This window comes from Bacillus sp. JJ675 (assembly GCF_036963165.1).
Classification (GTDB): domain Bacteria; phylum Bacillota; class Bacilli; order Bacillales; family Bacillaceae; genus Bacillus; species Bacillus glycinifermentans.
In genome coordinates this window covers 21,193-44,341 of the sequence record NZ_JBALMR010000047.1, presented here as the reverse complement: position 1 = coordinate 44,341, position 23,149 = coordinate 21,193, and the positions used below count along the sequence as shown (strand labels likewise).

Genomic DNA, 23,149 nt, shown 5'->3' with positions numbered 1-23,149 from the left:
GCTTTTTATCAAAGTAGCGGTTGTGGATATACACGACAATAGAAGAAATCAAAATCGCGCCAATGATGTTTGTGTCAAGGGTTTTGATGCCTGCAATTTCTGCAAGTCCGCTGGTTCCCCCGGCTTCCTTGCTCATGTCTACGCCGAAAAAATCGCCCCAAACGGTGAGGATGGCGCTGATAAAGTAGTTAAAGGTCAAATAGGTAGTAAGCGTTTCCAAACATGCGCGCGCCTGAGCTTTTTTCGCGAGTGCGATCGGAATGCCGACCGCGAACAACAGCGGCATCTGCCTAAATACGGTCCAGCCCCCTTCCTCAATGATATACCAGCATTGATACCAAAAGGTGTCAGGCCGGGCGATCGCTCCCATCAGCTGCTCGTTTTTAAATAAAGTGCTCAGTCCCACGACGATTCCCGCAAACGCAAATAACAAGACCGGAACAAACATGGCGCTGCCGAATCGTTGCACTTTTTGCATCAATGTAAACCCCCCCTTGTTTGTTAAACATGATTTTTTTCGGTCCGGTTCTTTTCTTCAGTGTAATCGATATAACTGCGAAACAACGCTTCCCCGACGAGAAAAAAAGGAGCAAACGCCGTCAGTTCTGTATGAGAAGAAATCGTTACAGGCTGGCTCGTCGCATAGAGGTTGTACGGCGTCAATTGAGCGAGTAAATTATTTTTCAGGTTGGTCAGGGAAATAAACGGAATCCCTTTGGCAGAGAGCGTTTGGGCTTGCGGAATCAGAGACGGGGTTTCCCCGGACAGCGAAATGATGATGATAAGATCTTGATCGGTAAAATCAGACATCATCATTTCGAATTCGATTTGATCTTTGATGACCATCAAATACCTGTGCCGGGGTATAAACATGCGCTGCAGCTCACAAGCGCAGGAAGTTTGGGCCGTGCCGGAGCCGTACACAAAAATACGGTCTGCTTCGTCAATCAGTTTGCACATCTTCCGCATATCCGTATTTTTTAAATATTTCATGCTGGCTTCCATATCCCTCATCAGCCCTTCGAAAGAACGGCATTCATCCCGCTCTTCCGCCCGCTTCTCCGCCTCCCATTTCAAAAACACCCGAAATTCGCTGTATCCGCTGAAATCAAGCTTTTGAGAAAGCCTTAAAATAGAAGTGCGTGATACATTGCACTTTTTAGCCAGTTCATTTATGCCTAGCTTGTAGCAGGTATCCTGATGATTCAAAATATATTTCAAAATATGAAAATCATTTTCATTTAGTTTTTTATAATGCTTGTTCATCAATTCTTCCAATTGCATCATGTTCACCCCATTTTTTCTCTATTTTTATTATATAAAATACGAGAAAAAATGGGGGTTATGCCAAGCAATGAATCAACTGCCGGTTGGCATGTAAAACGCGACGTCCTTTATGACGGCTGAAGGTTTTTCTCTGCCAGCGGCGGCCAGTAATCTTTGTTTGCTTCAACCAGGTCGTCTAAAATGAGCTTTGCCGTTCGTGCGTTTGGAACCGTCTTAGACAACGTCAGCGCCTGCCACAGTTTTTGATACGACTTTTCAATCCACGCTTCGACAACCAGCTTTTCAACGGATACCTGCTGCTCCATCAGTCCTTTTTGGAACTGCGGAATCCGGCCGACCGTGATCGGCTCAGGCCCGTTTTTGCCGACGATGCACGGTACCTCAACCATCGCCGTTGGATCAAAGTTTTCGATCGTGCCGTTGTTTTCAACGATTAACAGCATCCGTTCCCCCGTATTATATGCGAGCGCACGGGCAAGGTCGACGATATATGAAGCATGGTCATCAATTTTGATTTGGCTGTCTGCAGACGATTGCGCCCTGACGATTTTTTCGCATTCGCCGAAAATGAATTTTTCCCTGCCCTCCATGACTTCGTTCGCCCGGGTAAAATCGGGATTCGATTTTTTCACCATATCATCCGGGTAGAAATAATATTGCAAATATGTGTTTGGCAGCGTATCCGGATCAAGCTGGTAGACTTCACGGGCCTTTTTGAAGGTATCATTCCAGCTTGCTTCTGCTTGTTCTTGTTCGTTTTTCGGAATGTAGCCGAACTTCCCGACGTGTTCCTTGATCGCCGGCATCAGATCGTTTCCGGCCTTGTCACAGATTGACGTCCACCAGCCAAAATGATTGAGGCCGTAATAACGGACGACCATTTCTTTCCGGGAAGATAATCCAAGGATTTGGGCCATTCTGTCTTCAATGCCGATCGGCATATCGCATATGTTCAGCACTTTTGAAGTCGGGCGCAGCCTTCTCGTCGCCTCGGCGACAATGGCAGCCGGATTGGAATAGTTGAGCATCCACGCATCAGGAGAATAGGTCTCCATATAATCGATCAGCTCGAGAACGCCGCCGATGGATCTCATTCCATAGGCGATTCCTCCCGGTCCGCACGTTTCCTGGCCGACAACTCCGTATTTCAGAGGGATTTTTTCGTCGAGCTCCCTCATCGCATATTTTCCGACCCTGATATGAGCCATCACAAAATCGACCTCAGAAAACGCTTCTTTCGGATCAGTCGTCGCCAAAAATTCAATATGAGGCGCCCTTTCTTTAATCAACACTTCACAGGCGCCTGCGATTTTGTTTTGGCGCTCCTCGTCATTATCGTAAAGCTTCAGGCGGGAGATCGGAAAGTCATCAAGATTGTCCAGCAGCATCAAAACGATTCCCGGGGTAAAAGTGCTTCCTCCTCCGGCTATGACGATCGAATACGATTTGTTCATTTTATTGCCCCCTTATAAGCGTTTACATGTTACTTATATCACGCTTTACATCGGCATCCAACAGGTTTGGGGCAGACAGTTCCTATAATCGTGTTCTGTTTATTTTCACGGAAAGCGGGAAATTTCCCATGGGATTATTGTACAATCAGTGTAAGACATCGTAATTGGAGTGTTTCGTTTATGCTGATTGCACTGCTATTATTTCTGCTCGCGGGTTTGGCTGAAATCGGCGGGGGCTATCTTGTTTGGCTGTGGCTGAGGGAGTCCAAGCCGGCTTGGTACGGAATTTGCGGAAGCCTGATTTTAATCGCCTACGGGATCATCCCAACGTTGCAGAAGTTCCCGTCATTCGGCCGCGTGTATGCCGCCTACGGAGGTGTGTTTATCATTCTTGCCGTTCTGTGGGGCTGGTGGGTCGACAAAAAAACCCCTGACCTCTATGACTGGGTCGGGGCTGTCATCTGTTTAGCGGGTGTATGCATCATGCTTTGGGCGCCGAGAGGATAGCTATAAATTATACTTTTGCAGGCGCTTGTAGAACGTGCTTCTCGGAATGCCTGCCAGCTTTGCGGCCTTTGTCACATTGCCTTTCGTTTTTTGCAAAGCCTCCATCATCATATGTTTTTGGATATGCTCCCTGAATGTAAGCGGGGCGCTTGAACAGCGATCTGCGGCAGGCGGTTCTGAGCTTTGCCAGTCAAGCGCGCTCAGGACCGGTTCATAATCGGCCTCGCAGATCATTCCTCCGGAAGGAAACAACACTCTCAGACGTTCAAAAACATTGAAAAGTTCACGAATGTTTCCAGGCCAATGGTATGCTTCAAGCCGCCGAAAAAAATGATCAGGACATTCGGCATTCCACTGATGCTTCTTTTTGTAATGGGTGAACAAATCGGGAATATCTTCTTTCCGTTCCCTCAGCGGCGGAATGTTGACGGGGTAGACATGAAGGCGGTAGTACAAATCTTTGCGAATCTTCCCTTTTCGTAAAAGCTCGGTTATATCGCGATGGGTTGCAGAAATGATTCTGATGTCCAAAGGAATTTCATGAGTGCCGCCGATCGGGGTGACCTTCCGCTCCTCGATGATCCTTAACAGCGCAACTTGCATCGCATGGGGGATTTCTCCGATTTCATCCAAGAAGATCGTTCCTTTGTCAGCCTGCTCAAATTTCCCTTTTGAGCCGCGGCGTTTCGCCCCGGTAAACGCGCCTTCCGCATAACCGAACAGTTCGCTTTCCATTAAGCTTTCGGGAATGGCGCCGCAATTTACGGCAATAAAAGGGCCGTTTCTTCTGGCGCTCCCCTCATGGATCGCCCTTGCCGCCAATTCTTTTCCAGAACCTGTTTCCCCCCATATGTATACGTTGGCATCCGTATTTGCTGCCATTTTCATTTCGTTGAGCGCCTTTTGAAATACCTCGCTTGTACCTGCGGCTCCTCTATAGCTGAAATAGGATATAAATGTTCCGGTATGTTCTTTTTGCGGGGCTTCTCTCAATGAGATTGAGGTTCCGAGCGGCTCTCCGTTTATGTCTGAGACAATTTTCTGTTCCGAGCGGGTGTAACACCCTCGGCTAAGCAATTCATTGACATTCATGCCGCGCCAGTCTGAAAAACGTTCGCGCACCGGCTTGCTTGCCGAAACGATCGCTTTTTTATCATTGCAGACGATAAACGGTTCATCAGCATCGATGATCTCAAGACAACGGTTGACGAGTTCCACTTCTTTTCGTTTTGAGCGGACATTGATTTCGCGTTCAATGGCATGGGCCGCGGTCGCTGCCATGCCGAGCATAAAAGGGTGCCGCCTGTCAGCGAGACAGGAAATGTCAATGATGCCTAAGGTCGTTCCGTCCTCATGCCGGATCGGGGCGGCTGAACAGCTCCATTGATGGGAGGCGACGGAGTAATGCTCTGTTCCGTTAATCGAGACGGCCTCGCCGATTTCAAGCGCCGTACCGATTGCGTTTGTACCGACTTCCGTTTCTGTCCAGCACACCCCTTCGACAAAATTGATTTTTCTTGCTTCTTCAAGCGTTCTTTTGCTTCCCGCCAAGCTTAGCACATAGCCGTCCGCATCGATGAGAAGAGCCATCATTTCCGATTCTTCCAATTCAAGGCTGATCTTTTTCAAATAAGGCAGGGCGGCCTCAAAAAATTCGGAATGCTTCTGTTTTTGAGCGTTGAACAAATCCTTTTGCAATATCGACCGTCCTTTATCTAAATACGGATTCACATTTGCATTTTTACAGCGGTACCATGATTCCATGACTCTTTTGTTCAGGCGGGACCTGTCAAGCAGCCCCTCCTGAATGAAGCGCTTCCACGTATTTAAATAGCAGGGCGTCGGATTCATTCCATCCTCTCCTAAAGGCTTTTTTCTCATTATAGAGAATTATAAAAGCGCTTTCAACATTGCTTTTTTAGATGCATCAGCAATGGACGGCCTGCCCCGTGGTTTGCAGTAATGCTTCGTGAATCGTTTCTGAAAGAGTCGGATGTGCGGCGATCAAATTCTCCATTGCGTCAGCCGTCATCTCGGCATGCATCATAATGGATGCCTGCCCGATCAGTTCGGTGGCATTCGGCCCGATGATGGATACGCCGACGATCTCGTTATATTCCGGCTCCGTGATGATTTTCACCTTGCCGACAGGTTCGTGTAAGATAAGCGCTTTCCCATTTGCGGAAAACGAAAACTCTCCCACCCGAATATCGCCATATCGTTCCCTTGCTTTCTTTTCATTCAGCCCGACGCCGGCGATTTCAGGTGAAGTATAGATGCAGCGCGGGATGATCTCGCCGCTTGCCTGCACGTCTTTGCCTGAAGCGTGGGAAGCGGCGATTTTCCCTTCGTGAAAGGCGGCGTGTGCAAGCTGTACGCCGCCCGTCACATCCCCGCAGGCATAGATATGCGGAAGGTTCGTTTGCATATGCTGATTAACGTAAATGCCCCTGCTGTCATATTGAATTCCGATATGATCAAGGTTTAAATCCGACACCCTCGGCTTCCGGCCAATCGCGATTAAACAAACGTCCGCACCGATTTCTACTCCATTGTTCAAAAAAGCTTTCTTCTGAATGTGATCAAGCCGTTCAACAGATACGGATGTCATGACGTCGACTCCGGATTGTTCAAGCTTGCTGCGCAAAAATGCGGCGATGTCAGGGTCCTCTTCAGGCAGAATCTGCCCGGCTTTCTCAGCGATGACGACTTTAGCGCCCATTCTGCTGAAAATGCTCGCAAATTCGCAGCCGATGATGCCTCCTCCGATGATGAAAATCGTGTCGGGAATGGACGGAAGCGCCATGGCATCGCTGCTATGGATGATCCACTTCCCGTCAAAAGGGGCGAACGGTAGCTCCGCCGATTCAGAACCCGAGGCGATGATCGCTTGATCAGCTTTGACGACCTCCCTCTGCCCTTCTCCTTCCACAAGGATGTCGCGTTCGGAGAGAAAAGACGCTTTTCCGTTCAGCACCTTGATCCTGTTTTTGTTCATTAAATAGGTGATGCCTCCTAAAAGCTTTTGGACGATCGCCGTTTTTCGCTTCTGAACGCCCTGCCATCGAATGACGGCTCCTTCTTGCGGCAGATCAATGCCGAACTCATTGGCCGCCTTGATTTTTTCATACACATCCGCGCTTTCAAGCAGCGCTTTTGTCGGGATGCAGCCTTCGTTCAGACACGTTCCTCCCAATGGCCCGCGGTCAATCAATATGACTTCCCTGCCGAGGCGGGCGGCCGTAATCGCCGCCACATATCCTCCCGGTCCTCCTCCGATTATGGCGAGTGTCATGTTTTCACCTTCTTTCTATAAAAGAATCGATGCAGGGTTTTCCAAATACGTTTTTACGGTTGTCAGAAACGCCGCGGCCGGCGCCCCGTCGAGCGCCCGATGATCAAACGTCAGGCTCAGCGGAAGGATATCGCTTTTGCACAATTCCCCTTCCTTGTAAACGGGCGCTTCGTACATCCGGCCGATTCCGAGGATCCCCGCCTCAGGCGGATTCAAGATCGGCGTGAAATGCTCGACTCCGTACGCGCCCAGGTTTGTGATCGTAAAAGTTGAACCTTCAATCTCATCGTGAAGAAGCCGGCCTTCGCGTGCTTTTTCAGCGTACCATTTTATTTTTTTTGCCAGTTCAATTAACGGCAGGCGCTCGGCATGGCGGATGACGGGAACCGCCAAACCGCCGTCCAATGCGGCCGCAATTCCTAAATGGACGTGTTCATAAACCGAAAGCCTTTCGTCTTGATATGAGCTGTTCATCTCAGGGTGCTCCAATAGCGAAAGCGTCGCCGCCCTTGCGGCAAAATCGGTCAGCGTCAGCTTTGTATCATATTTTGTTTTGGCCGTTTCATTAAGCTGATGCTGCAGGGCGGTCAGTTTGGTTACATCGGCTTTCATCGTGATGGTAAGCTGTGCGCTGTTTTGCAGGCTTTCTGTCATCCTTGCGGCGATCGTCTTCCTCATCGTGTTTACAGGCTGCTGATCCTTTTTGGCCGGCTGTGTTTTCGGCGCTTCAGGAAGCGCCTTTAAAACATCAGCCTTCGTAATCCTTCCGCCCGGTCCAGTGCCCTGTATCGAATGAATGTCCACGTTTGCGCCTTCAGCGATTTTACGGGCGGCTGGAGAAATTTTCAGGCGTTCTCCCGCCGGTTTCGGTTCCTTTTCTTTTGGGGCCTGTTCGCTTTCATCGCCGATACAGCAGATGACGGTTCCCGGCGGCACACCTTCTCCTTCAGGCACTTTAATTTCTAAAACGGTCCCTTTTGCCGGCGACTCGATGTCCATTTCGATCTTTTCAGAGTTGATGCTAGCGATGCTTTCTCCTTTTTCAACGGCTTCCCCGGCTTTTTTATTCCAGGCGGACACGATCCCTTCTTTCATTGACATTCCAAGCTTTGGCATGACAACTTCGACGGCCATGTTTTCTCTCTCCTTTCTTAATGTCACACGCCTTGAGACGATGTCTCTCCAACAAGCTCCAAAACGGTGTTCATTACCTTGTCAGGCGTCGGCAGATAGATGTCTTCAAGCGGCGGCGAAAACGGGACAGGTGTGTGCGGCGCCGTCACCTTTTTGATCGGGGCGTCCAGCAAATCAAATCCCTTATCTGCGACCAGGGAGGCGATATCCGCGGCGATGCCGCACCTCGGATTCGCTTCATCAACGATCACGAGCCGGTTTGTTTTTTCTACTGAAGCCAGAATCGCCTCTTCATCAAGCGGCGACAAGCTGCGCGGATCAAGGACTTCCGCCTCGATTCCCCGGGCCGCAAGCTGTTCTGCTGCTTCTAAAGCCGTGTTGACCTGTTTGCCGACGGCGAAGATCGTCACGTCAGAACCTTCCCGCTTCACGTCTGCCTTGCCGATCGGAAGCGTGTAATAACCTTCAGGGACATCACCGGTCATGTTGTATAATGTTTTGTCTTCAAAGAAGATGACGGGATCTTGATCTTCAATCGCCGCAAGCAGCAAGCCTTTGGCATCATAAGGAGCAGAAGGTACGACCACCTTCAGCCCCGGAATGCTTGTAAAAAGGGCATACAGGCTTTGCGAATGCTGGGCAGCCGCTCTGAAGCCAGCCCCGTGCGTTGTTCTGATCGTTATCGGCACCTCCGCTTTTCCGCCGAACATATAGCGGAACTTCGCACCTTGGTTCAGCACCTGGTCCAAACAGGTGCCGATAAAATCATTGAACATCAATTCGGCGATCGGCCTGAGACCCGTTGAAGCGGCAGCCATTGCAGCGCCGATATACCCAGCTTCACTGATCGGCGTATCGAGAACCCGTTCCCTTCCGAATTCCTGAACGAGCCCCTTTGTCACGCCAAGCACGCCGCCCCACGCTTCATCATCCTGCAGGTGGTCGACGTTCGCTCCGCCGGCGACGTCTTCCCCCATTAAAATAACATCGGCGTCTTTTCTCATCGCCAGTTTGATCGCTTCATTGAGCGCGCCTGACACGCTTAATACTCTCGCCATTTTTCAATTCCCCCTTTGAATCGATTAATAGGAAACATACACGTCTGTCAGCAGTTCGGCCTGATCAGGATACGGGCTTTTTTCGCTGAACTCGACCGCTTCCTCTACCGCTTTTGCGACAGATGTTTCAATCCGGTCAAGCTCCTCTTCAGTCAGCTTCTGACTTGCCAGCAATTCGCGTCTGAAAATGGAGATCGCATCTTTTTCTTCTTGATGCTCCAGTTTTTCTTCGCTCGTCTTGTAGCGCTGGGCATCCCCTTCAAAATGACCGTAATTGCGATATGTGATGCATTCGATTAACGTCGGGCCTTCGCCGTTCTTCGCCCGTTTTACCGCCTCTTCGGCCGCTTGATAGACGGCCATCACGTCTTTTCCATCCACTTGTACGCCTGGAATTCCGTAGCCCGCGGCACGGTCGGCGATCGCTTTGCAGCTCGACGCGTAGGAAAACGGCGTCGCTTCGCCGTAGCCGTTATTTTCGGCAACGAAGATAACGGGCAGCTTCCAGATGGCAGCGAGATTGATCCCTTCGTGGAAAGTGCCTTGATTGTTTGCGCCGTCACCAAAGAAGCAAACGCTTACATTTTTCTCGCCTTTATATTTGGCTGTAAGAGCAGCCCCGCAGGCCAACGGAAAACCGCCGCCGACAATCCCGTTTGCGCCGAGCATTCCTTTGTCAAAGTCTGCGATGTGCATCGATCCTCCCTTGCCCTTGCAAAGCCCTGTCGCTTTTCCGTAGATCTCAGCCATCATTCCTTTGATGTCGCACCCTTTTGCGATGCAATGCCCGTGACCGCGGTGCGTGCTCGTGATGCTGTCTTTGTCGTTTAAATGGGCGCAGACGCCGACCGCCACCGCTTCTTCCCCAGCATAAAGGTGGACAAATCCCGGCAATATTCCCTGGGCGAACAGCTCATGCACCTTGTCTTCAAATTTGCGGATTTCGAGCATTTTTTTGTACATCCATTCCGCTTTTTCCTTTGTCAATGCCGCTTCCATTATGCAAAACCTCCCTATCTTTTATCGCTCACTTTTTATTAAGCAAAAATCGTGCCAACATAAAAAAAGCCGCTCCGCCGCAGATGGCTCTCAAAGAGACGGGCGAAAAAAGAAACAAAATGAGACCCGCGTCTCGTTTTGTCTACGAATGATTTGCCAGAAAAACTTTTTGGCCGTTAGAATGGAGAGTAAGGAGGTCGATTCCATGACAAAAGCATATGTCTTTTTAATTGACGGATTTGAAGAAATCGAAGCGATTGCAACGATTGATATTTTACGGAGGGCGGAAGTGGAAACCGTCACCGTCTCCCTCGATCCAGAACGAAGCGTCCAAGGCGGACACGGCATCGTCGTTGAAGCCGACAAAATGTTTGACGACGCCGACTTTCGTGCAGCGGACATGCTGATTCTGCCGGGTGGAAACGTGGGAAGCAAAAAAATGCTTGAGCATGATGCCCTGCATGAGACTTTAAAAGAAGCCGCAGCATCCGGAACATACGTTGCCGCCATTTGCGCCGCGACGATGACGCTTGGAAAAACGGGGCTTGTCAGCGGCAAAAAAGCAACCTGCTACCCCGGCGTTGAGAAGGAGCTTACAGGAGCGGACATCGTCACAGATGAAAACGTCGTGATAGACGGGAATATCATTACCTCCCGCGGGCCTGCGACAACGATCCCGTTTGCCTTAAAGCTGGCTGAATTGTTAAAGGGCAAAGAGAAAGCCGATGCAGTCGCTAAAGGCATGCTCGTCCAATAAAAAACACCGGCTCAGACTGCCGGTGTTTTCTCATAAGGTTAAACCGACCGCTGGTAAAACCTTTGAATATGCATTGAAATATAGCATAATTCCTTTTCCGGAAATTCAAACCCGTACTCTTTTTTGACGAATTCCCCGATTTCGCGCGCGCACAAAAAGGCTTGTCTGAACCTCTTTTTAATCAGGTCCATCATGTCAGCATCAAGTTCATAAAAGGTCTCACCCGCTTCGACGTGCTGAATCGCAAAGCGGAGATGCGTGACAAGCCTTTCATATGAAATCGTTTCGTCTTTGATCGTGATGTTCAATCTGTTTTCGATGATTCTGATGATATCCCTGATCATTGTCGTAAGGTCGAGCGTTTTGGTCATATCCCCGGCGTTTGTTTTGGCGGTATGTATATGTAAAGCGATGTTTGCGACTTCATCCTCGGGAATGTCGATGTGAAGCTTCTCTTTAATGAGCGCTTTCGCCCAGCGTCCGATTTGGAATTCTTTCGTATATAGGACTTTGACTTCATGAAGAAGCGGATTTTTGATGACCATTCCTTTGCTGAGGCGTTCAATCGCAAACGACAGGTGGTCTGAGAAAGCAACATGGATCCGTTCGTGGATTTTAATCCCCAGCTCCTTTTCCGCATGAGAGATGATGTCCTCTGCAATCTGAATGTGATCCTCCGGAAGCGTTTTTAATATATTCTTAAACTGGCGGTACTCTGTTGAATCTTTCTTGACAAAGATTTTTTCGATTTTAGACCTGTCCACGACATCATTTTTCTTTTTCTGAAAGGCGATTCCGGACCCCAGCACGATTTTTTCTTCATCACGGTCTTTCACTACCAGCGCGTTGTTATTTAAGATTTTCTTGATTTTCATAGCTGCCTTCCTTTCATCCCTGTTTTGGTAATGAAAACGGAATTATTCTTTTTCCTCTTTCAAGCCAAGACACAGCGTCGCAACGAACGCAGAAACCGCGGCAATCGCAAAACCGATCAAGTAATGAACAAGATTGGCGGTTCCGAGCGGCAAAATGATCGAAATCATCGGAATGCCGGTCAGCCCGTATGAATTGGCGGCGACGTGGACGAAGGTCACATATGCACCGCCAAGCGCGCCGCCGATCGCTGCACCGATAAACGGCCTGAGATATTTTAAATTGACGCCGAACATCACGGGTTCGACGATTCCGAGAAAGGCGGTAAGTGAGGCGGGTATCGCAATCTTTTTGATATCGGCGTTTTTCGTTTTAATAAATGCGGCAAGCCCGGCTCCCCCTTGAGCGACGTTGGCCATCGACCAGATCGGAAGCAAAAAGTTGACGCCGTATTCGGGATCTGCAAGCAGCGAGGCTTCGATCACATAAAAGCTGTGATGCAGGCCGCTCAGGACGATCAATGAGTAAAGTCCGCCAAATAACAGGCCGGCAACCGGTCCCGCATATTGATAAACAAAGCCCAGGCTTTCACTCATCAAACGGCCGATGAATAAAGAAACAGGCCCCATGATAAACAGTGCGGCAAACCCTGTAATCATCACCGTTACAAATGGAATGACAAGCAAATCCAAAGAGCGGGGAACGATTTTTTTCAGCAGCTTTTCAATGCAGCTCATGATATAAACGGACAACAGAATCGGGATGACCGTCTCCTGATATCCGATCAATGGCACTTCAAGCCCGAAAACATCAACGGATGGCAGTGCTTTGCTGCCGAGCAATGAAGGATCGAGCAAATCCGGGTGGGTGAGAATACCGCCGATGACCGCCCCCAGATACGGATTCGCACCAAACTGCTTCGCCGCGCTGAATCCAAGCAGCACGGGGAGAATGATAAATGCGGAACTCGAAAAAATATCGAGCATTTTCATAGCCGGGACGTCCGCTGCGCTTAGTCCAAATTCCTTGAGGACCCCGATCAGCCCCTTGATCAGCCCGCTTGCGACCATTGCCGGAATGATCGGGACGAATATATCAGACAACGTTTTTGCAAATCTCGTAAAACGATTCATTCGAGATTGAGGTTTTATTTCCTTCTCTATAGGAGCCGGTTCACATAATTGAAGCATTTCTTTGTAGATTTTATTAACGGTGCCCGCTCCGAAAATGATTTGAAATAAGCCGTACCTAAAAAAAGTCCCCTGCACGTGCTCCAGCTTTTCGATAGAGGCAATATCTATTTTTGTATCATCTTTGACATTGAAACGCAGCCTTGTCGTACAGTGGCTGATATCGATGACGTTTTCGCTGCCGCCGATCCTGGACAACAGTTCTTTTGCGATTTCTTTATGCTCCATAACCGGTGTCTCCTCCTTCAATTTTTTTATCCTATCAAATGAGCAGCCAGCGATCAAAATGAAAAATGTGACATTCGGGAAAAACGCGCCGGCCAAAGAACGAAAAAAGACCTAAAACATGCGAAGGACGTCTGCCGATAGGCGCAAGAAAGCGCACTGAAAGGAGTGGGTCCTTCGTCATATTTTAGGTCTTGCCTGCTTTACCAGTAACAAACCCGCCGATATTTTGTTCTTATTACGATTCTATTCTGTTCAGGCTTTTGCATCAATAGTACTATTTTCACAAAAAGAGAAGGTGCGGCTCACCTTCTCTCAACGTCTTTAAGCGATGTTTATCCTTTTCCGATCCCTCTTTACGCCCTTCGCACAACTAAGCAAGCTCTTGCTGCTTCGTTTCCGTTCCCAAAAAGAGAACCGCGCCGACGGCTGCCAAAACCGCCAGGCAGAAGATCAGGAAAATGACAGAAAGCGATGTGCCTTGGCTGACGAGACTGCCCACAAGGAGCGGCCCCAAAATCCCGCCGATTCTGCCGAACGCAGCGGCCATTCCGGCGCCGGTCCCCCTGATCTGCGTCGGGTACTGCTCAGGCGTATACGCGTAAAGCGCTCCCCATGCGCCAAGGTTGAAGAATGATAAAAACATTCCTGCCGCCAACAGGAGGGCGAGCGACTCGGCCGTTCCGAAAAAGTAGGCGCTGGCGGCTGTTCCGAGTAGGTAAAGAATGAGGACCATTTTCCGGCCGGCTTTCTCGATCAGCCAGGCGGCCGAGAAATAGCCGGGCAGCTGGGCCAAAGTCATGACCAATACATATTCAAAGCTTTGAATCATGCTGAATCCTTTCATGACCATCACGCTCGGCAGCCATAAAAACATCCCGTAATAGGAAAAAACGACGCAAAACCAGACGATCCACAGCATCGCCGTCGGACGGACGAAGCGGGCGGACCAGACGCTTTTTATATTGTCAACGATGGACGGCTTCCGCTCTTTAGCAATCGTGCCGTATTTTGGCGAGTCGGGAAGCGCCAGGCGCAGATACAGCGCATAAAACGCCGGAAGCGCGGTAATGAGCAAGGCGATCTGCCAGCCGTAATGCGGAATAATAAAATACGAAATCAGTGCTGCGGCCAGCCAGCCGAATGCCCAAAAGCTTTCCAGCAGGACGACGACCCTTCCCCGCCGCTCGGGGGCAACGGTCTCCGATACGAGCGTTGATGCGACCGGAAGCTCTCCTCCCAGCCCCATGCCGACAACAAAGCGCAAAACCAAAAATGCCGCAAGTGTCGTTGTAAAAGCAGATAAGCCGCTGCCCACCGAGAAAAACAGCAGGGTAATGATAAATACGTTTTTACGGCCGATGCGATCGGCCAATAGCCCGAATAAAAAAGCCCCGACAGCCATGCCGATTGAGTTGATGCTGCCGATCCAGCTCATCTCTTCAGGCGTCAATTTCCATTCCTTGTGTAAAGCAGCGATAATAAACGACAATATTCCGACGTCCATGGCATCAAAAAGCCAGCCGAGACCAGCAACGCCGAGCAGCTTCCGCTCGGAAGCCGGACGGTTGTTCTTCATACTCACTCACCTCTTAGCTGATTTTACATGAGTATTAGTTTACACCTGTCTTTACACTTTTGTCACGAAGAAATTGACGCTGTCATTCCGAGGCATGCGTTTTTATGGCATATGATGTTTATAGAACTTCTTTTCCTTGTCATGATGCCACTTCGGCATAAACCCGTTCTTTTTCTCTTTTTCATAGCGTTGCTCAATATGGGATTTGATCTCTTTCCCTCTCTCTTGATCGATAATTCCGTACTCGACATACTTGTTGATCAGCTGTTTTTTCTTCTCCATAATATCCCTTTGCATCGAAGCCAGTTCATTTTTTTGCTGCTCTGTAAGATCGCGCGTTTCCCCATGCGCCTCAGAAAGCGGGGCGAAGAAGGACAACGGCGCGATTACCAATAAAGACAGCCATAATTTGCGCATTGCACAACACCCTTTCTCAAAATTTATTCATTCTATTTTTTTCTTTTTCAGGCGAATTATGCATCGCAATTAGCAAAAAAAAGCAAACCGGTTAGCGGTTTGCTTTTTGGGCGGCATATTGATCAATAACTTTAAGCGCTTCGTTTATCTCCATGCTGCTCTGGAAGCTCTCTTCGATTTTTTGAATGTTTTCTTTATATAGGCTGTTGTTCAATACTTGATCTGCAGCGTGCCGCAATGTGTTCGCATCAAGCTTGTCTTTGAAAATCGTATAGCCTGCATTCAATTCAGCAAGCCGCGCGGCGATCATCGGCTGATCCTTATCATGGGGCACGACGACCATCGGAACCTGAAAATGGATGCTTTCATTTACGCTGTTCATTCCTCCATGGGTAATGAATACATCCGTTTCTTTCAACACTTCAAGCTGCGGAACATAAGGGGCTATGATGAAGTTTTCGGGAACATCCTTCAAATGCGAGAAGTCGGCTCTTTCTCCCGCCGCTATCACCACGATGCCTTCAAAACAAGAAAACGCATCAATGCACAAGTTGAAAAATTCCGCCGTTTTGTCCAAAACCGTGCCCATTGAAATATAAATGACCCTCTTCTCCTTTAGCTTCTCAAGCGGAAAGTCGTGCTTTTTGTCCAGCCGTTTCGGAAAGCTCGGGCCGATAAACAAATAGTCATCCCCGTACCGGCCGCTCTCAGGCTGGAAATAACGGCTAGTATACACGACGGTCAACTCAGCCCGGTTGCTCATAAATTGAGAGACATGGCGCGGGGACACTCCGTATGTTTCTTTGATCTCGGCAAGCAGGTCTTCACATTCTTTGTCCATTTTGAGCGGCACGCCCGAATCCGGGTGCAGCGGCAGAATATCCAGATGCTCCTCTCCGAATAGGAATGAAGCAGATGACGCGACTCCCGGGATATTTAAATAATCCCTGACCAGTTCCCCCGCACAGAATGTATCATAATAAACGAAATCAAACTGAATGCTTTTGGCCAGTTCCTTCACGACCTCCAATATATACAGCGATGTCCGCAGGTGAATCTTCAAAAACGAAAGAAGACCGGAAGGAGACCCCGGATCGATGCTCGCGGTTCTAAGCAAATCTTCATGCAGATGGACAGTCGCACCTACACCTTCCAACCTGTCTTTAAATATTTCCGTTGTAATGTAATGAACATTGTCTCCCCTGTCAACAAAGGCCTTTGTGATGCCTAAAGTTGGATTGACGTGACCTTCTGCCGGAAAGTTTACGATTAATACGTTTGCCATCTGTAAAACTCCTTTTCGTCCATTTTTAAACAGCTTGACATGCAAATGCCGCCTGTTTAGACTGATGTTAGTTACTACTAACTATCATAAAATGGAGGGATTCATGCATGCAAGAGACGAACGACCGGATTATTTCTGCTGCCTTGGACTTAATGCAAAATGACGGATTTACATCAGTGACGATCAAGGATATCGCCCTTTCTGCAGGCGTAAGCGAAATGACGGTTTACCGGCATTTCAAAACAAAAAAAGGACTTTTGGAAGCCGCCGTTCAAAAATTTTCATATATCCCCGCCTTTAAAACGATCTTTGAAAACAGCATTACATGGGATTTGGAAAAAGATTTAACGCTGATTGCCGAATCCTATCTGCAGCTCATGGAAAACAACAAACCGCTGTATCTTATCGCCGTCCAAGAGGGAGAAAGGCTTTCTGATCTGTTTGGTTTTATTTTGGAGCACACGGAAGAACTCCTTCGTTATGTGATAGATTATATTGTCGCAATGCAAAAGAAAGACCTGGTCAAAGCAGGTGATGCAGGTTCGCAGGCTTTCGTGTTTCTGACAACTTTATACGGATTTTTCTCCTCAAATGCGCTTGCTGCAGGCCGATTTCAAAAAATTGTAAAAGACGCATTTGTGAAACAGACGGTCGTCTCTTTTTGCAGCGGAATGAAAAAAGAATAAATCCCTATCTCCAATCGCAGGAAATAGGGGTGAATGGTTTATTGATTGAGTGTTTCAACATCGCTGAGCTTGATATCAGCGCCTTTTTCAAACGATACGGCATATTTGACATAACCGCTTTCCATATCTTTTGTGTCCTCTCCAGCAAAATCATTTGCGTTGATATTGACATATTCATAATCATATCCTTGATCTTTCAAAACATGCTGAACCGTTTTCGCGGCGCGATAAATGTCTTCCTGATTGCTGTCTGCCGCATCCAGTACAAGTTCGATTTGCATCGGTCCATCGAGCTTGATGTCTTTGCTCCATTTTGCGTTATCTGCGAGTTTGTCCTTTAAAACCTCCAGATAAACGTCGGCGTCCACGAGATGCCTCACTTTTCGCTCTAAAACTGCTTTCAGTTCTTTTGAAGCTTCGCCGCCCAGCCGCTTCATCAACTGCTCATCAAGATTCGCATCGTGAATGCCGTCAATGTTGACCTCCGGTTTGAAAAACCCCGTAAGCGTGAACTGATACGTTCTTGTTTGATCGCCAACTTCCGTGACATCAAACACATATTCCGCAAACTTAAAGTTGTATACGCCCTCTTCAATTTCCAGCTCCTTGTCAGGATAGCGCTCTGCCAAATAACGCTCCAGCGCTTTTTTCGACAACATCCCGCTTACCGGGTTGCCGTTAAATGAATTGTATGCGGCAAGTACGAAAGCTACGGTAATGAAAAGGAGCACACTATATACGATTTTCTTTTTCATGACATGACCCGCTTTCTGCCAGTTTGATGCACAGCCAGCCGATAAAGCTTCCGACAATGGCGAATAAACAGTGAATCACGGCGAGCCAGACCGCCCCGCAAATCGAGCTGATCACATATTCCCCAAGCGTCGTTCCCCCGATGGCCTCCCCGCCGGCGAGTTCTGCAAGCGAATCGGCAACTCCCCAAATGAAAATCGGAACAAATGAGAGCAGGAAAACAATTCTAACATTCCGGTAGAACAGATAGATGAAGAGGCCAAGGACCGCATACCATAATATGAAGCCAAAGCTTCCATTTAAAAGCGACGTTTTGATCGCGAGAAAAAAAGAAATGGCCGTAAACAAGATCTGATAAAGAGAAAGCCTGTGATCGATGATTTTCTTTGGAAGCGGGGTTTCTGTCGCCAGCTTTTTGTATTCCGGGTTGTTTTTGACCTGCTCCTCAAACCACTTCGCGGTCTCTTCGCTCAGCAGTCCTTCCCGGTACAGAGGAAGCAAATCGCGAATAATATAGCGCGTCTTATCCTCCATGGTATCCCTCCATTTCGTTTTTCCTGTGAAAAAGATGCTCCTGGACCGGCTCTATGCTGCTTGGAGCGAAAAGCCTTTTTCAACACATGTTTGGCAATGAAAAAAAGCGATCGTTTTGACCGCCGGCTGAATCCCCAAACCTGTGGGCACCTGACATTTTTCTTCCCAAGTATTTAGTGGCCGCAAATGGTTCATTTGTTACACTTTTCATAAAAAAAGAGACAAAATGAAAAAACTCATTTTGTCCCAAGTTCTAATCTTTCATCCGCGGCCTCTTTCAGCGCCTGAAGCATGTAGCCGATTCCCCGGTACCCGGCCAGCGGATAGGTGATTTGCTGCTCTTTTCCAAACACGCTCAGAAGGACGGGACGGTATTTTTTTCCGCCGAGCATCACGATTTCATCGTATTGCGTGAGGTGTTTCTGTTCGGCTTGCGCCTTCAGCTCATCAAGCGGCATGATCTCCGGGTGGCGAATGCCGAAGGTGACATCGTAGTTTTCCGGCACGATATCGTCCGGCCGCAGAAAACCGTGCTTGGCGGAGAGGATCGTCCAATCGGCAAAAAAGGTTTGCGCATATGTACGGCACGCCTGATGGAACGGGCTGAGATACACGTCCCGCGCGGCAGACGGCCCCTTAGACGGGTCGACATCCCAGATCTTTTTCTTGCCGCAGGGGATGATGCAGAGTCTTTTCATCGTTTGTACCTCCTTGTGATTCCGCTAAAAAACGCCTTGTGGAAGGCGTTTTATTTCAGCTTGAGCGATACGACACTCTCCACATGGGCGGTCTGCGGAAACATATCGACAGGCTGAATATATTCGACGCGGTAATCTTTCGCTACATACTGCAGGTCTTTGGCGAGCGTTGACGGGTTGCATGAGACGTAGACGAACCGCTTCGGCTTGACCTGTTTGATCGTGTCCAAAAACGTCCGGTCGCAGCCGGTTCTCGGCGGGTCGACGATGACGACGTCAGGGCGGAAGCCTTCTTTCGTCCATTTTGGCAGCCAGTGTTCGGCCGTGCCTGTGACATATCGGGCGTTTTCGATGCCGTGCTTTTTCATGTTTTTGTTGGCATCTTCGATCGATTCTTTTATGACGTCCATGCCGCGGATATCTCCGGCGCCGTCTGCGAGCCACATTCCGATCGTGCCGACCCCGCAGTAGGCGTCGACGACCTTTTCTGTGCCGGTCAGCTTGGCGGCTTTTTTCACTTCGTCGTAGAGCTTGACGGTCTGGATCGGGTTGAGCTGAAAAAAGGCGCGGGCGCTCAGCTCAAATGAGACGTCTCCGAGAAATTCCTGAATGACCATATTGCCGGCAAGCAGCCTTGTATCTTCGCCGAAGATCACCGATGTTTTCGCTTTGTTGACGTTTTGGATGACCGATGTCACCTCAGGCAGGCGTTTTTTGATTTCTTCAGCTATCAGCTCCTTGCGCGGGAGTTCGTCTTTTGCTGTGACGAGCACGACCTGCACCTCTCCCGTTTCAAAGCCCACTCTTGTGACGATCGTCCGGACATCGCCGGTCCGCTTCCGTTCATCATAGACAGAGATGCCGAAGTCCTCGAGAATCTGCTTGACGGTCTGCGTCGTTTTGTTTGTCCCCGGATGCTGGACGATGCATTCAGTAATCGGAACGAGGCGATGCGAATCAAGCCCGTACAGGCCGGCAACCATTTTTCCGTTTTTCGTGCCGAGCTGGAATTGGCTTTTATTCCGGTAATGCCACGGATTGTCCATCCCGATCGTCGGCCTGATCTCCATCTTGCCGATGTCAAAGCGGGTGTGGCGTTCAAGCGACTGAATGACGATGTCCCGCTTTTCTTTCAGCTGCTGATCGTATGCCAGGTGCTGAAGCTGACAGCCCCCGCACTGTTCATAGATGATGCAGGGCGGTTTGACACGGTGCTCCGAGCGTTTGCGCACCTTTTTGACACGGCCTTTGGAAAATTTCGGATGAACCTTTGTCGCCTCGACGACGACTTCCTCGCCGGGCAGGGCGCCCGGAACGAAGACGACTTTTTTCTTAAAATAGCCCACGCCTTCGCCGTTGATGCCGAGGCGTTTGATCGTCAGCGGAAATTGCTGTCCGACTTTTATTTCTGCTGATGATCTTTTGCTTTCACGTTTCACTCATGTTCTCTCCATTTCTATTCAATGCTCCTCCATAAATACAGGGAAGCATAGCTTAAATAAGGCTGCCATTCCCTGCTCATTTCAAGCATTTCGTCTTTTGTCGGTTTATCTGTTAAGCCAAAATGGCGCTTGATCGCTTTTTGCAGGCCGATATCAGCCATCGGAAACAGGTTTGGGCGCCCGAGCCCGAAGAGCAGGACGTTTTGCACGGTCCACGGGCCGATCCCTCTGATTTTCACCAGCTTTTCCATGATGTCTTCATCTGTCAGCGATGACAGCTCATCAAGGTTTAACTCCCCTTCAGCGATCATTCTTGATGTATCGATCACATATTCGGACTTCCTCATGCTGAACTGGAGGTCGCGGAGATCGCCGTAATCGAGCTTTGCAATCGTTTCGGGAAGCGGATAAAACCAGACGCCGTCTTTCAGTTCGCCGAATGTATGAACGAACCGCTCCGTCAGCGTAAAAGCGAACGACAGGTTCAGCTGCTGGTGGATGATGCATTTCATCAGGCAATGATACAGCTGAAAATCGAGGACTAGCGGCGTTCCCGCATGATCTTCAAACAGCTTGGACAAGCTCGTTTTTGAAAAATGATCCAAAACGGGCTGAAGGCTTTCTTTCCACCCGAAAATCCGCTTCACTTCTTCCATCATGAACTCCTGATCGTCTGTTCCGCTGACGATAAATTGAGGAGCGTCAGCCGTCCCTGCCCCTTTGACCGTAACGACGGACGGCTTTTTCTTCAGATTGCGAAGCGGGAGCCTGACTTCCCGTTGTTCAAGGCTGACCGCATTGAGCGGATCAAGAGACAGTCTCTCAAGAACGCGGTCGAATTGATAAGGGGGTGATACGCTTACGATTTCCTTCCACATGGCTTCCCATCCCTTTTCTTCTTTGTCCACAGTATACCATGTTTGCTTTTCACTTATAAAACGGCGGAAATTTAATTTTTTAACTGAATGATACCAGGTGCCGGGAGCATGCTATGATGAAGGTGGAGGGTTGCCAATGTTTACACATACCGCGATTACAAAAGATGGACGGCTTTTATCCGGCATTTCTACGGAAAGGCTGGCAGATCAAGAGATAGAATGGTATTGGACCGATTTCGATCAGCCTACTGAAGAGGAAGCTTCTTTGCTGAAAGACCATTTTGACTTTCACCCATTGTCGATTGAGGACTGCTTTCATTATTTGCAGCGCCCGAAGCTTGATCAATATGAAGAATATCTTTTTTTCGTTATTCATGCTTTAAATCAAAAAACTTTAGCTTCTGAAGAAGTCGACCTATTCGTCGGAAAAAATTACGTTGTTTCATTCCACTTTCATCAATCAACGGGTATTGAAAAGGTGAGAAAGCGGTTTTCAGAAGACAAATCCCTTTGGAAGAAAGGTCCGAACCATATTGCCTATATGATTATGGATCAGCTTGTCGATGAGTATTTTCCAATCTTGTATCAAATCGAAGACCGGCTCAATGAAATTGCCGAAAGCGACAACCGGAAAACGTTTGGAACGCTGATGAACGAAGTGTTTGACATCAGAAGCGATCTTTTGAAGCTCAGGAGAACAATCATTCCGATGCGCGATTTGCTCTATCGGATCTTAAATATAGAGCATTTAAAAGATCACCGCGAACGAAAAGCCTATTACAATGACATCTACGACCATCTTCTCAAGCTGACTGAAATCGTCGAAAACAACCGCGACATGACCGCTGATTTAAGAGACAGCTACCAGACGCTGAACTCCAACCGGATGAACGCGATCATGATGACGCTGACGATTGTATCGACGATTTTCATTCCGCTGACGTTTATCGTCGGCGTATACGGCATGAATTTTGACAACATGCCCGAACTTCATTGGCGCTACGGGTATTTTTTCATACTCGGCGTCATGGCCGCCGTCGTCGCCGGCATGATCATCTGGTTTCGCCACAAAGGATGGTTTGACATTTTCAAGTAAAAAAGGAAACCTTTTGAGCTCCGCTTCGACTACTATATGAGACGATATAAATAAGGAGGGGCAACATGAAGCTTCACAAAGGATCGGTCGGAATCGGCCTGATTGTGTTCGGTTTGCTGTTTGGCGCCAACACCCACCAGGAGTTTCCGGCAGGCGAAGCGATCATCCGCATGTTTGGCGGACCCGCCCGGAGCCATGGCGGCCTTTATTACGCCGCTGTTGCCGGTATTTTTCTCATTATTGCCGGATTCGTGCTTGCTTCGCTCCATTACAGAAAAACGCCGTGGATCCGCTTTAAGCTGTTCCTGTTTATAATGGGATTGACCGCGCTTTACCCGCTTGTCACCGAGCAATTGATGGTTTTTTTGAAATGGAACGCAACGGGCTCTGATGCGGTCGAGTACATAAGCAGAGAAAGTTCATGCAGCTATGACGGAAATGAAGAAGGCGGCGAGATGAACTGTACGGTCAAAGTGAACAATTATGGAACAAACACCGAACGGGTCTCGCTTTCGCCTGTCGATGTCTATGAATTTCAATTCAAGCCGGAAACGCTGGAAGCGCCGCCACATTCGCAAAAAACGTACGACATCACGTTCACGGCCCCCGGGAATGAAGATGTGGGAATATCTGGTGATCTTGAAGCACCGGAGTTTGAAATTAAGGTGAAAAAATAAAAAGCCGGGCGGGTATCCAACTTTTAATACAGCCCGAACTTATTCAAACCAATCGGGGAAACCGCTTCATTCACATCGCCTTTAACAAAAGTAGTATGGGATATTCAAAAGACGTTGCAGACCGCTTCACCGACTGGAGCGAATATACGAAAAAAGAAATGGAAGAGTACATAAAAACAGCCTATCCGGATAAAAAAGAACGCGAACAATACCTAAAAGACATCGGAGAAAAAGAATAAGCAGGCGCCCTGCCTGCTTTTTTAGATTCTCATAATCCCCATTTCGTCGCACATAAAAAACTGCTCCCCTCCCCGGGAAGCAGCTT

The 23,149-nt window shown here is 48.6% G+C and carries 24 protein-coding genes; 6 read left to right on the top strand and 18 right to left on the bottom strand.

Features of this window, described 5'->3' with window-relative positions; genetic code table 11:
- The 3 genes from V7126_RS13280 to glvA form a co-directional block, all read right to left on the bottom strand.
- Positions 1 to 481 (bottom strand): PTS transporter subunit EIIC (locus tag V7126_RS13280; protein ID WP_335497642.1); only part of this gene is annotated, 481 nt, incomplete at its 3' end.
- 20 nt (positions 482 to 501) lie between these two features.
- Entirely contained in the window at positions 502 to 1,284 is a 783-nt protein-coding gene (locus V7126_RS13275; RefSeq protein ID WP_046130995.1) for a MurR/RpiR family transcriptional regulator, read from the bottom strand.
- A 110-nt stretch (positions 1,285 to 1,394) separates the two neighbouring features.
- Entirely contained in the window at positions 1,395 to 2,741 is a 1,347-nt protein-coding gene (glvA, locus tag V7126_RS13270; protein WP_046130996.1) for a maltose-6'-phosphate glucosidase, read from the bottom strand.
- Between the two features lie 180 nt (positions 2,742 to 2,921).
- Here glvA and V7126_RS13265 point away from each other — a divergent pair, with 180 nt between their 5' ends.
- On the top strand, positions 2,922 to 3,248 hold the full coding sequence (locus V7126_RS13265; RefSeq protein ID WP_046130997.1) for a YnfA family protein: 327 nt from the start codon (positions 2,922 to 2,924) through the stop codon (positions 3,246 to 3,248).
- Here the strand turns inward: V7126_RS13265 and V7126_RS13260 are convergent, their stop codons facing one another.
- The 5 genes from V7126_RS13260 to V7126_RS13240 form a co-directional block, all read right to left on the bottom strand.
- Positions 3,249 to 5,099, bottom strand: a complete 1,851-nt coding sequence (locus V7126_RS13260) for a sigma-54-dependent Fis family transcriptional regulator (RefSeq protein WP_175076887.1) — start codon at positions 5,097 to 5,099, stop codon at positions 3,249 to 3,251.
- Positions 5,100 to 5,175: 76 nt separating this feature from the next.
- Positions 5,176 to 6,543 carry a dihydrolipoyl dehydrogenase gene (gene lpdA / locus V7126_RS13255; protein WP_216899069.1) on the bottom strand — a complete coding sequence of 456 codons (1,368 nt, stop codon included), beginning with the start codon at positions 6,541 to 6,543 and terminating at the stop codon, positions 5,176 to 5,178.
- Positions 6,544 to 6,558: 15 nt separating this feature from the next.
- On the bottom strand, positions 6,559 to 7,677 hold the full coding sequence (locus tag V7126_RS13250; RefSeq protein ID WP_335497641.1) for a dihydrolipoamide acetyltransferase family protein: 1,119 nt from the start codon (positions 7,675 to 7,677) through the stop codon (positions 6,559 to 6,561).
- Positions 7,678 to 7,700: 23 nt separating this feature from the next.
- Positions 7,701 to 8,735 carry an alpha-ketoacid dehydrogenase subunit beta gene (locus V7126_RS13245; RefSeq protein WP_046131001.1) on the bottom strand — a complete coding sequence of 345 codons (1,035 nt, stop codon included), beginning with the start codon at positions 8,733 to 8,735 and terminating at the stop codon, positions 7,701 to 7,703.
- A gap of 24 nt (positions 8,736 to 8,759) precedes the next feature.
- Positions 8,760 to 9,734 carry a thiamine pyrophosphate-dependent dehydrogenase E1 component subunit alpha gene (locus V7126_RS13240; RefSeq protein ID WP_046131002.1) on the bottom strand — a complete coding sequence of 325 codons (975 nt, stop codon included), beginning with the start codon at positions 9,732 to 9,734 and terminating at the stop codon, positions 8,760 to 8,762.
- Positions 9,735 to 9,939: 205 nt separating this feature from the next.
- On the opposite strand from V7126_RS13240, the gene V7126_RS13235 reads away from it, so the two are divergent.
- On the top strand, positions 9,940 to 10,491 hold the full coding sequence (locus V7126_RS13235; protein ID WP_175076889.1) for a DJ-1 family glyoxalase III: 552 nt from the start codon (positions 9,940 to 9,942) through the stop codon (positions 10,489 to 10,491).
- A 38-nt stretch (positions 10,492 to 10,529) separates the two neighbouring features.
- Here V7126_RS13235 and V7126_RS13230 read toward each other — a convergent pair whose 3' ends face one another.
- The 5 genes from V7126_RS13230 to V7126_RS13210 form a co-directional block, all read right to left on the bottom strand.
- Entirely contained in the window at positions 10,530 to 11,366 is an 837-nt protein-coding gene (locus V7126_RS13230; RefSeq protein ID WP_046131004.1) for a PRD domain-containing protein, read from the bottom strand.
- A gap of 42 nt (positions 11,367 to 11,408) precedes the next feature.
- Complete coding sequence (locus V7126_RS13225; protein ID WP_216899066.1) at positions 11,409 to 12,782, bottom strand: sucrose-specific PTS transporter subunit IIBC; 1,374 nt, start codon at positions 12,780 to 12,782, stop codon at positions 11,409 to 11,411.
- A gap of 370 nt (positions 12,783 to 13,152) precedes the next feature.
- Complete coding sequence (locus V7126_RS13220; RefSeq protein WP_335497640.1) at positions 13,153 to 14,358, bottom strand: MFS transporter; 1,206 nt, start codon at positions 14,356 to 14,358, stop codon at positions 13,153 to 13,155.
- 102 nt (positions 14,359 to 14,460) lie between these two features.
- Positions 14,461 to 14,775 (bottom strand): YckD family protein, encoded by a 315-nt coding sequence (locus tag V7126_RS13215; RefSeq protein ID WP_046131007.1) that lies wholly within the window; start codon positions 14,773 to 14,775, stop codon positions 14,461 to 14,463.
- A 91-nt stretch (positions 14,776 to 14,866) separates the two neighbouring features.
- Positions 14,867 to 16,060 carry a macrolide family glycosyltransferase gene (locus tag V7126_RS13210; protein ID WP_175076891.1) on the bottom strand — a complete coding sequence of 398 codons (1,194 nt, stop codon included), beginning with the start codon at positions 16,058 to 16,060 and terminating at the stop codon, positions 14,867 to 14,869.
- Between the two features lie 107 nt (positions 16,061 to 16,167).
- On the opposite strand from V7126_RS13210, the gene V7126_RS13205 reads away from it, so the two are divergent.
- Complete coding sequence (locus tag V7126_RS13205; RefSeq protein WP_175076892.1) at positions 16,168 to 16,746, top strand: TetR/AcrR family transcriptional regulator; 579 nt, start codon at positions 16,168 to 16,170, stop codon at positions 16,744 to 16,746.
- A 38-nt stretch (positions 16,747 to 16,784) separates the two neighbouring features.
- On the opposite strand, the gene V7126_RS13200 is transcribed toward V7126_RS13205, so the two are convergent.
- The 5 genes from V7126_RS13200 to V7126_RS13180 form a co-directional block, all read right to left on the bottom strand.
- Positions 16,785 to 17,501, bottom strand: coding sequence for a hypothetical protein (locus V7126_RS13200; protein ID WP_046131010.1), 717 nt, complete (start codon positions 17,499 to 17,501; stop codon positions 16,785 to 16,787).
- On the bottom strand, positions 17,479 to 18,033 hold the full coding sequence (locus V7126_RS13195; protein ID WP_046131011.1) for a hypothetical protein: 555 nt from the start codon (positions 18,031 to 18,033) through the stop codon (positions 17,479 to 17,481). Before V7126_RS13195 ends, V7126_RS13200 begins: the two co-directional genes overlap by 23 nt.
- Before the next feature lie 236 nt (positions 18,034 to 18,269).
- The gene (locus V7126_RS13190; RefSeq protein ID WP_175076893.1) at positions 18,270 to 18,731 is read right to left on the bottom strand and encodes a DUF6884 domain-containing protein; all 462 of its coding nucleotides are present in this window, start codon (positions 18,729 to 18,731) and stop codon (positions 18,270 to 18,272) included.
- A 50-nt stretch (positions 18,732 to 18,781) separates the two neighbouring features.
- Positions 18,782 to 20,170, bottom strand: a complete 1,389-nt coding sequence (rlmD, locus tag V7126_RS13185) for a 23S rRNA (uracil(1939)-C(5))-methyltransferase RlmD (RefSeq protein ID WP_175076894.1) — start codon at positions 20,168 to 20,170, stop codon at positions 18,782 to 18,784.
- A 17-nt stretch (positions 20,171 to 20,187) separates the two neighbouring features.
- Positions 20,188 to 21,051: a DNA-3-methyladenine glycosylase family protein gene (locus V7126_RS13180; protein ID WP_175076895.1), complete on the bottom strand. Its 864-nt coding sequence runs from the start codon at positions 21,049 to 21,051 to the stop codon at positions 20,188 to 20,190.
- Between the two features lie 136 nt (positions 21,052 to 21,187).
- Here V7126_RS13180 and corA point away from each other — a divergent pair, with 136 nt between their 5' ends.
- The 3 genes from corA to V7126_RS13165 all read left to right on the top strand — a co-directional run bounded on the left by corA (position 21,188) and on the right by V7126_RS13165 (position 23,063).
- Complete coding sequence (gene corA, locus V7126_RS13175) at positions 21,188 to 22,147, top strand: magnesium/cobalt transporter CorA (protein ID WP_175076896.1); 960 nt, start codon at positions 21,188 to 21,190, stop codon at positions 22,145 to 22,147.
- Positions 22,148 to 22,212: 65 nt separating this feature from the next.
- Positions 22,213 to 22,824 carry a hypothetical protein gene (locus V7126_RS13170; protein ID WP_175076897.1) on the top strand — a complete coding sequence of 204 codons (612 nt, stop codon included), beginning with the start codon at positions 22,213 to 22,215 and terminating at the stop codon, positions 22,822 to 22,824.
- A 95-nt stretch (positions 22,825 to 22,919) separates the two neighbouring features.
- Positions 22,920 to 23,063 carry a hypothetical protein gene (locus tag V7126_RS13165; RefSeq protein ID WP_236809826.1) on the top strand — a complete coding sequence of 48 codons (144 nt, stop codon included), beginning with the start codon at positions 22,920 to 22,922 and terminating at the stop codon, positions 23,061 to 23,063.
- The last annotated feature ends 86 nt before the right edge of the window (positions 23,064 to 23,149 follow it).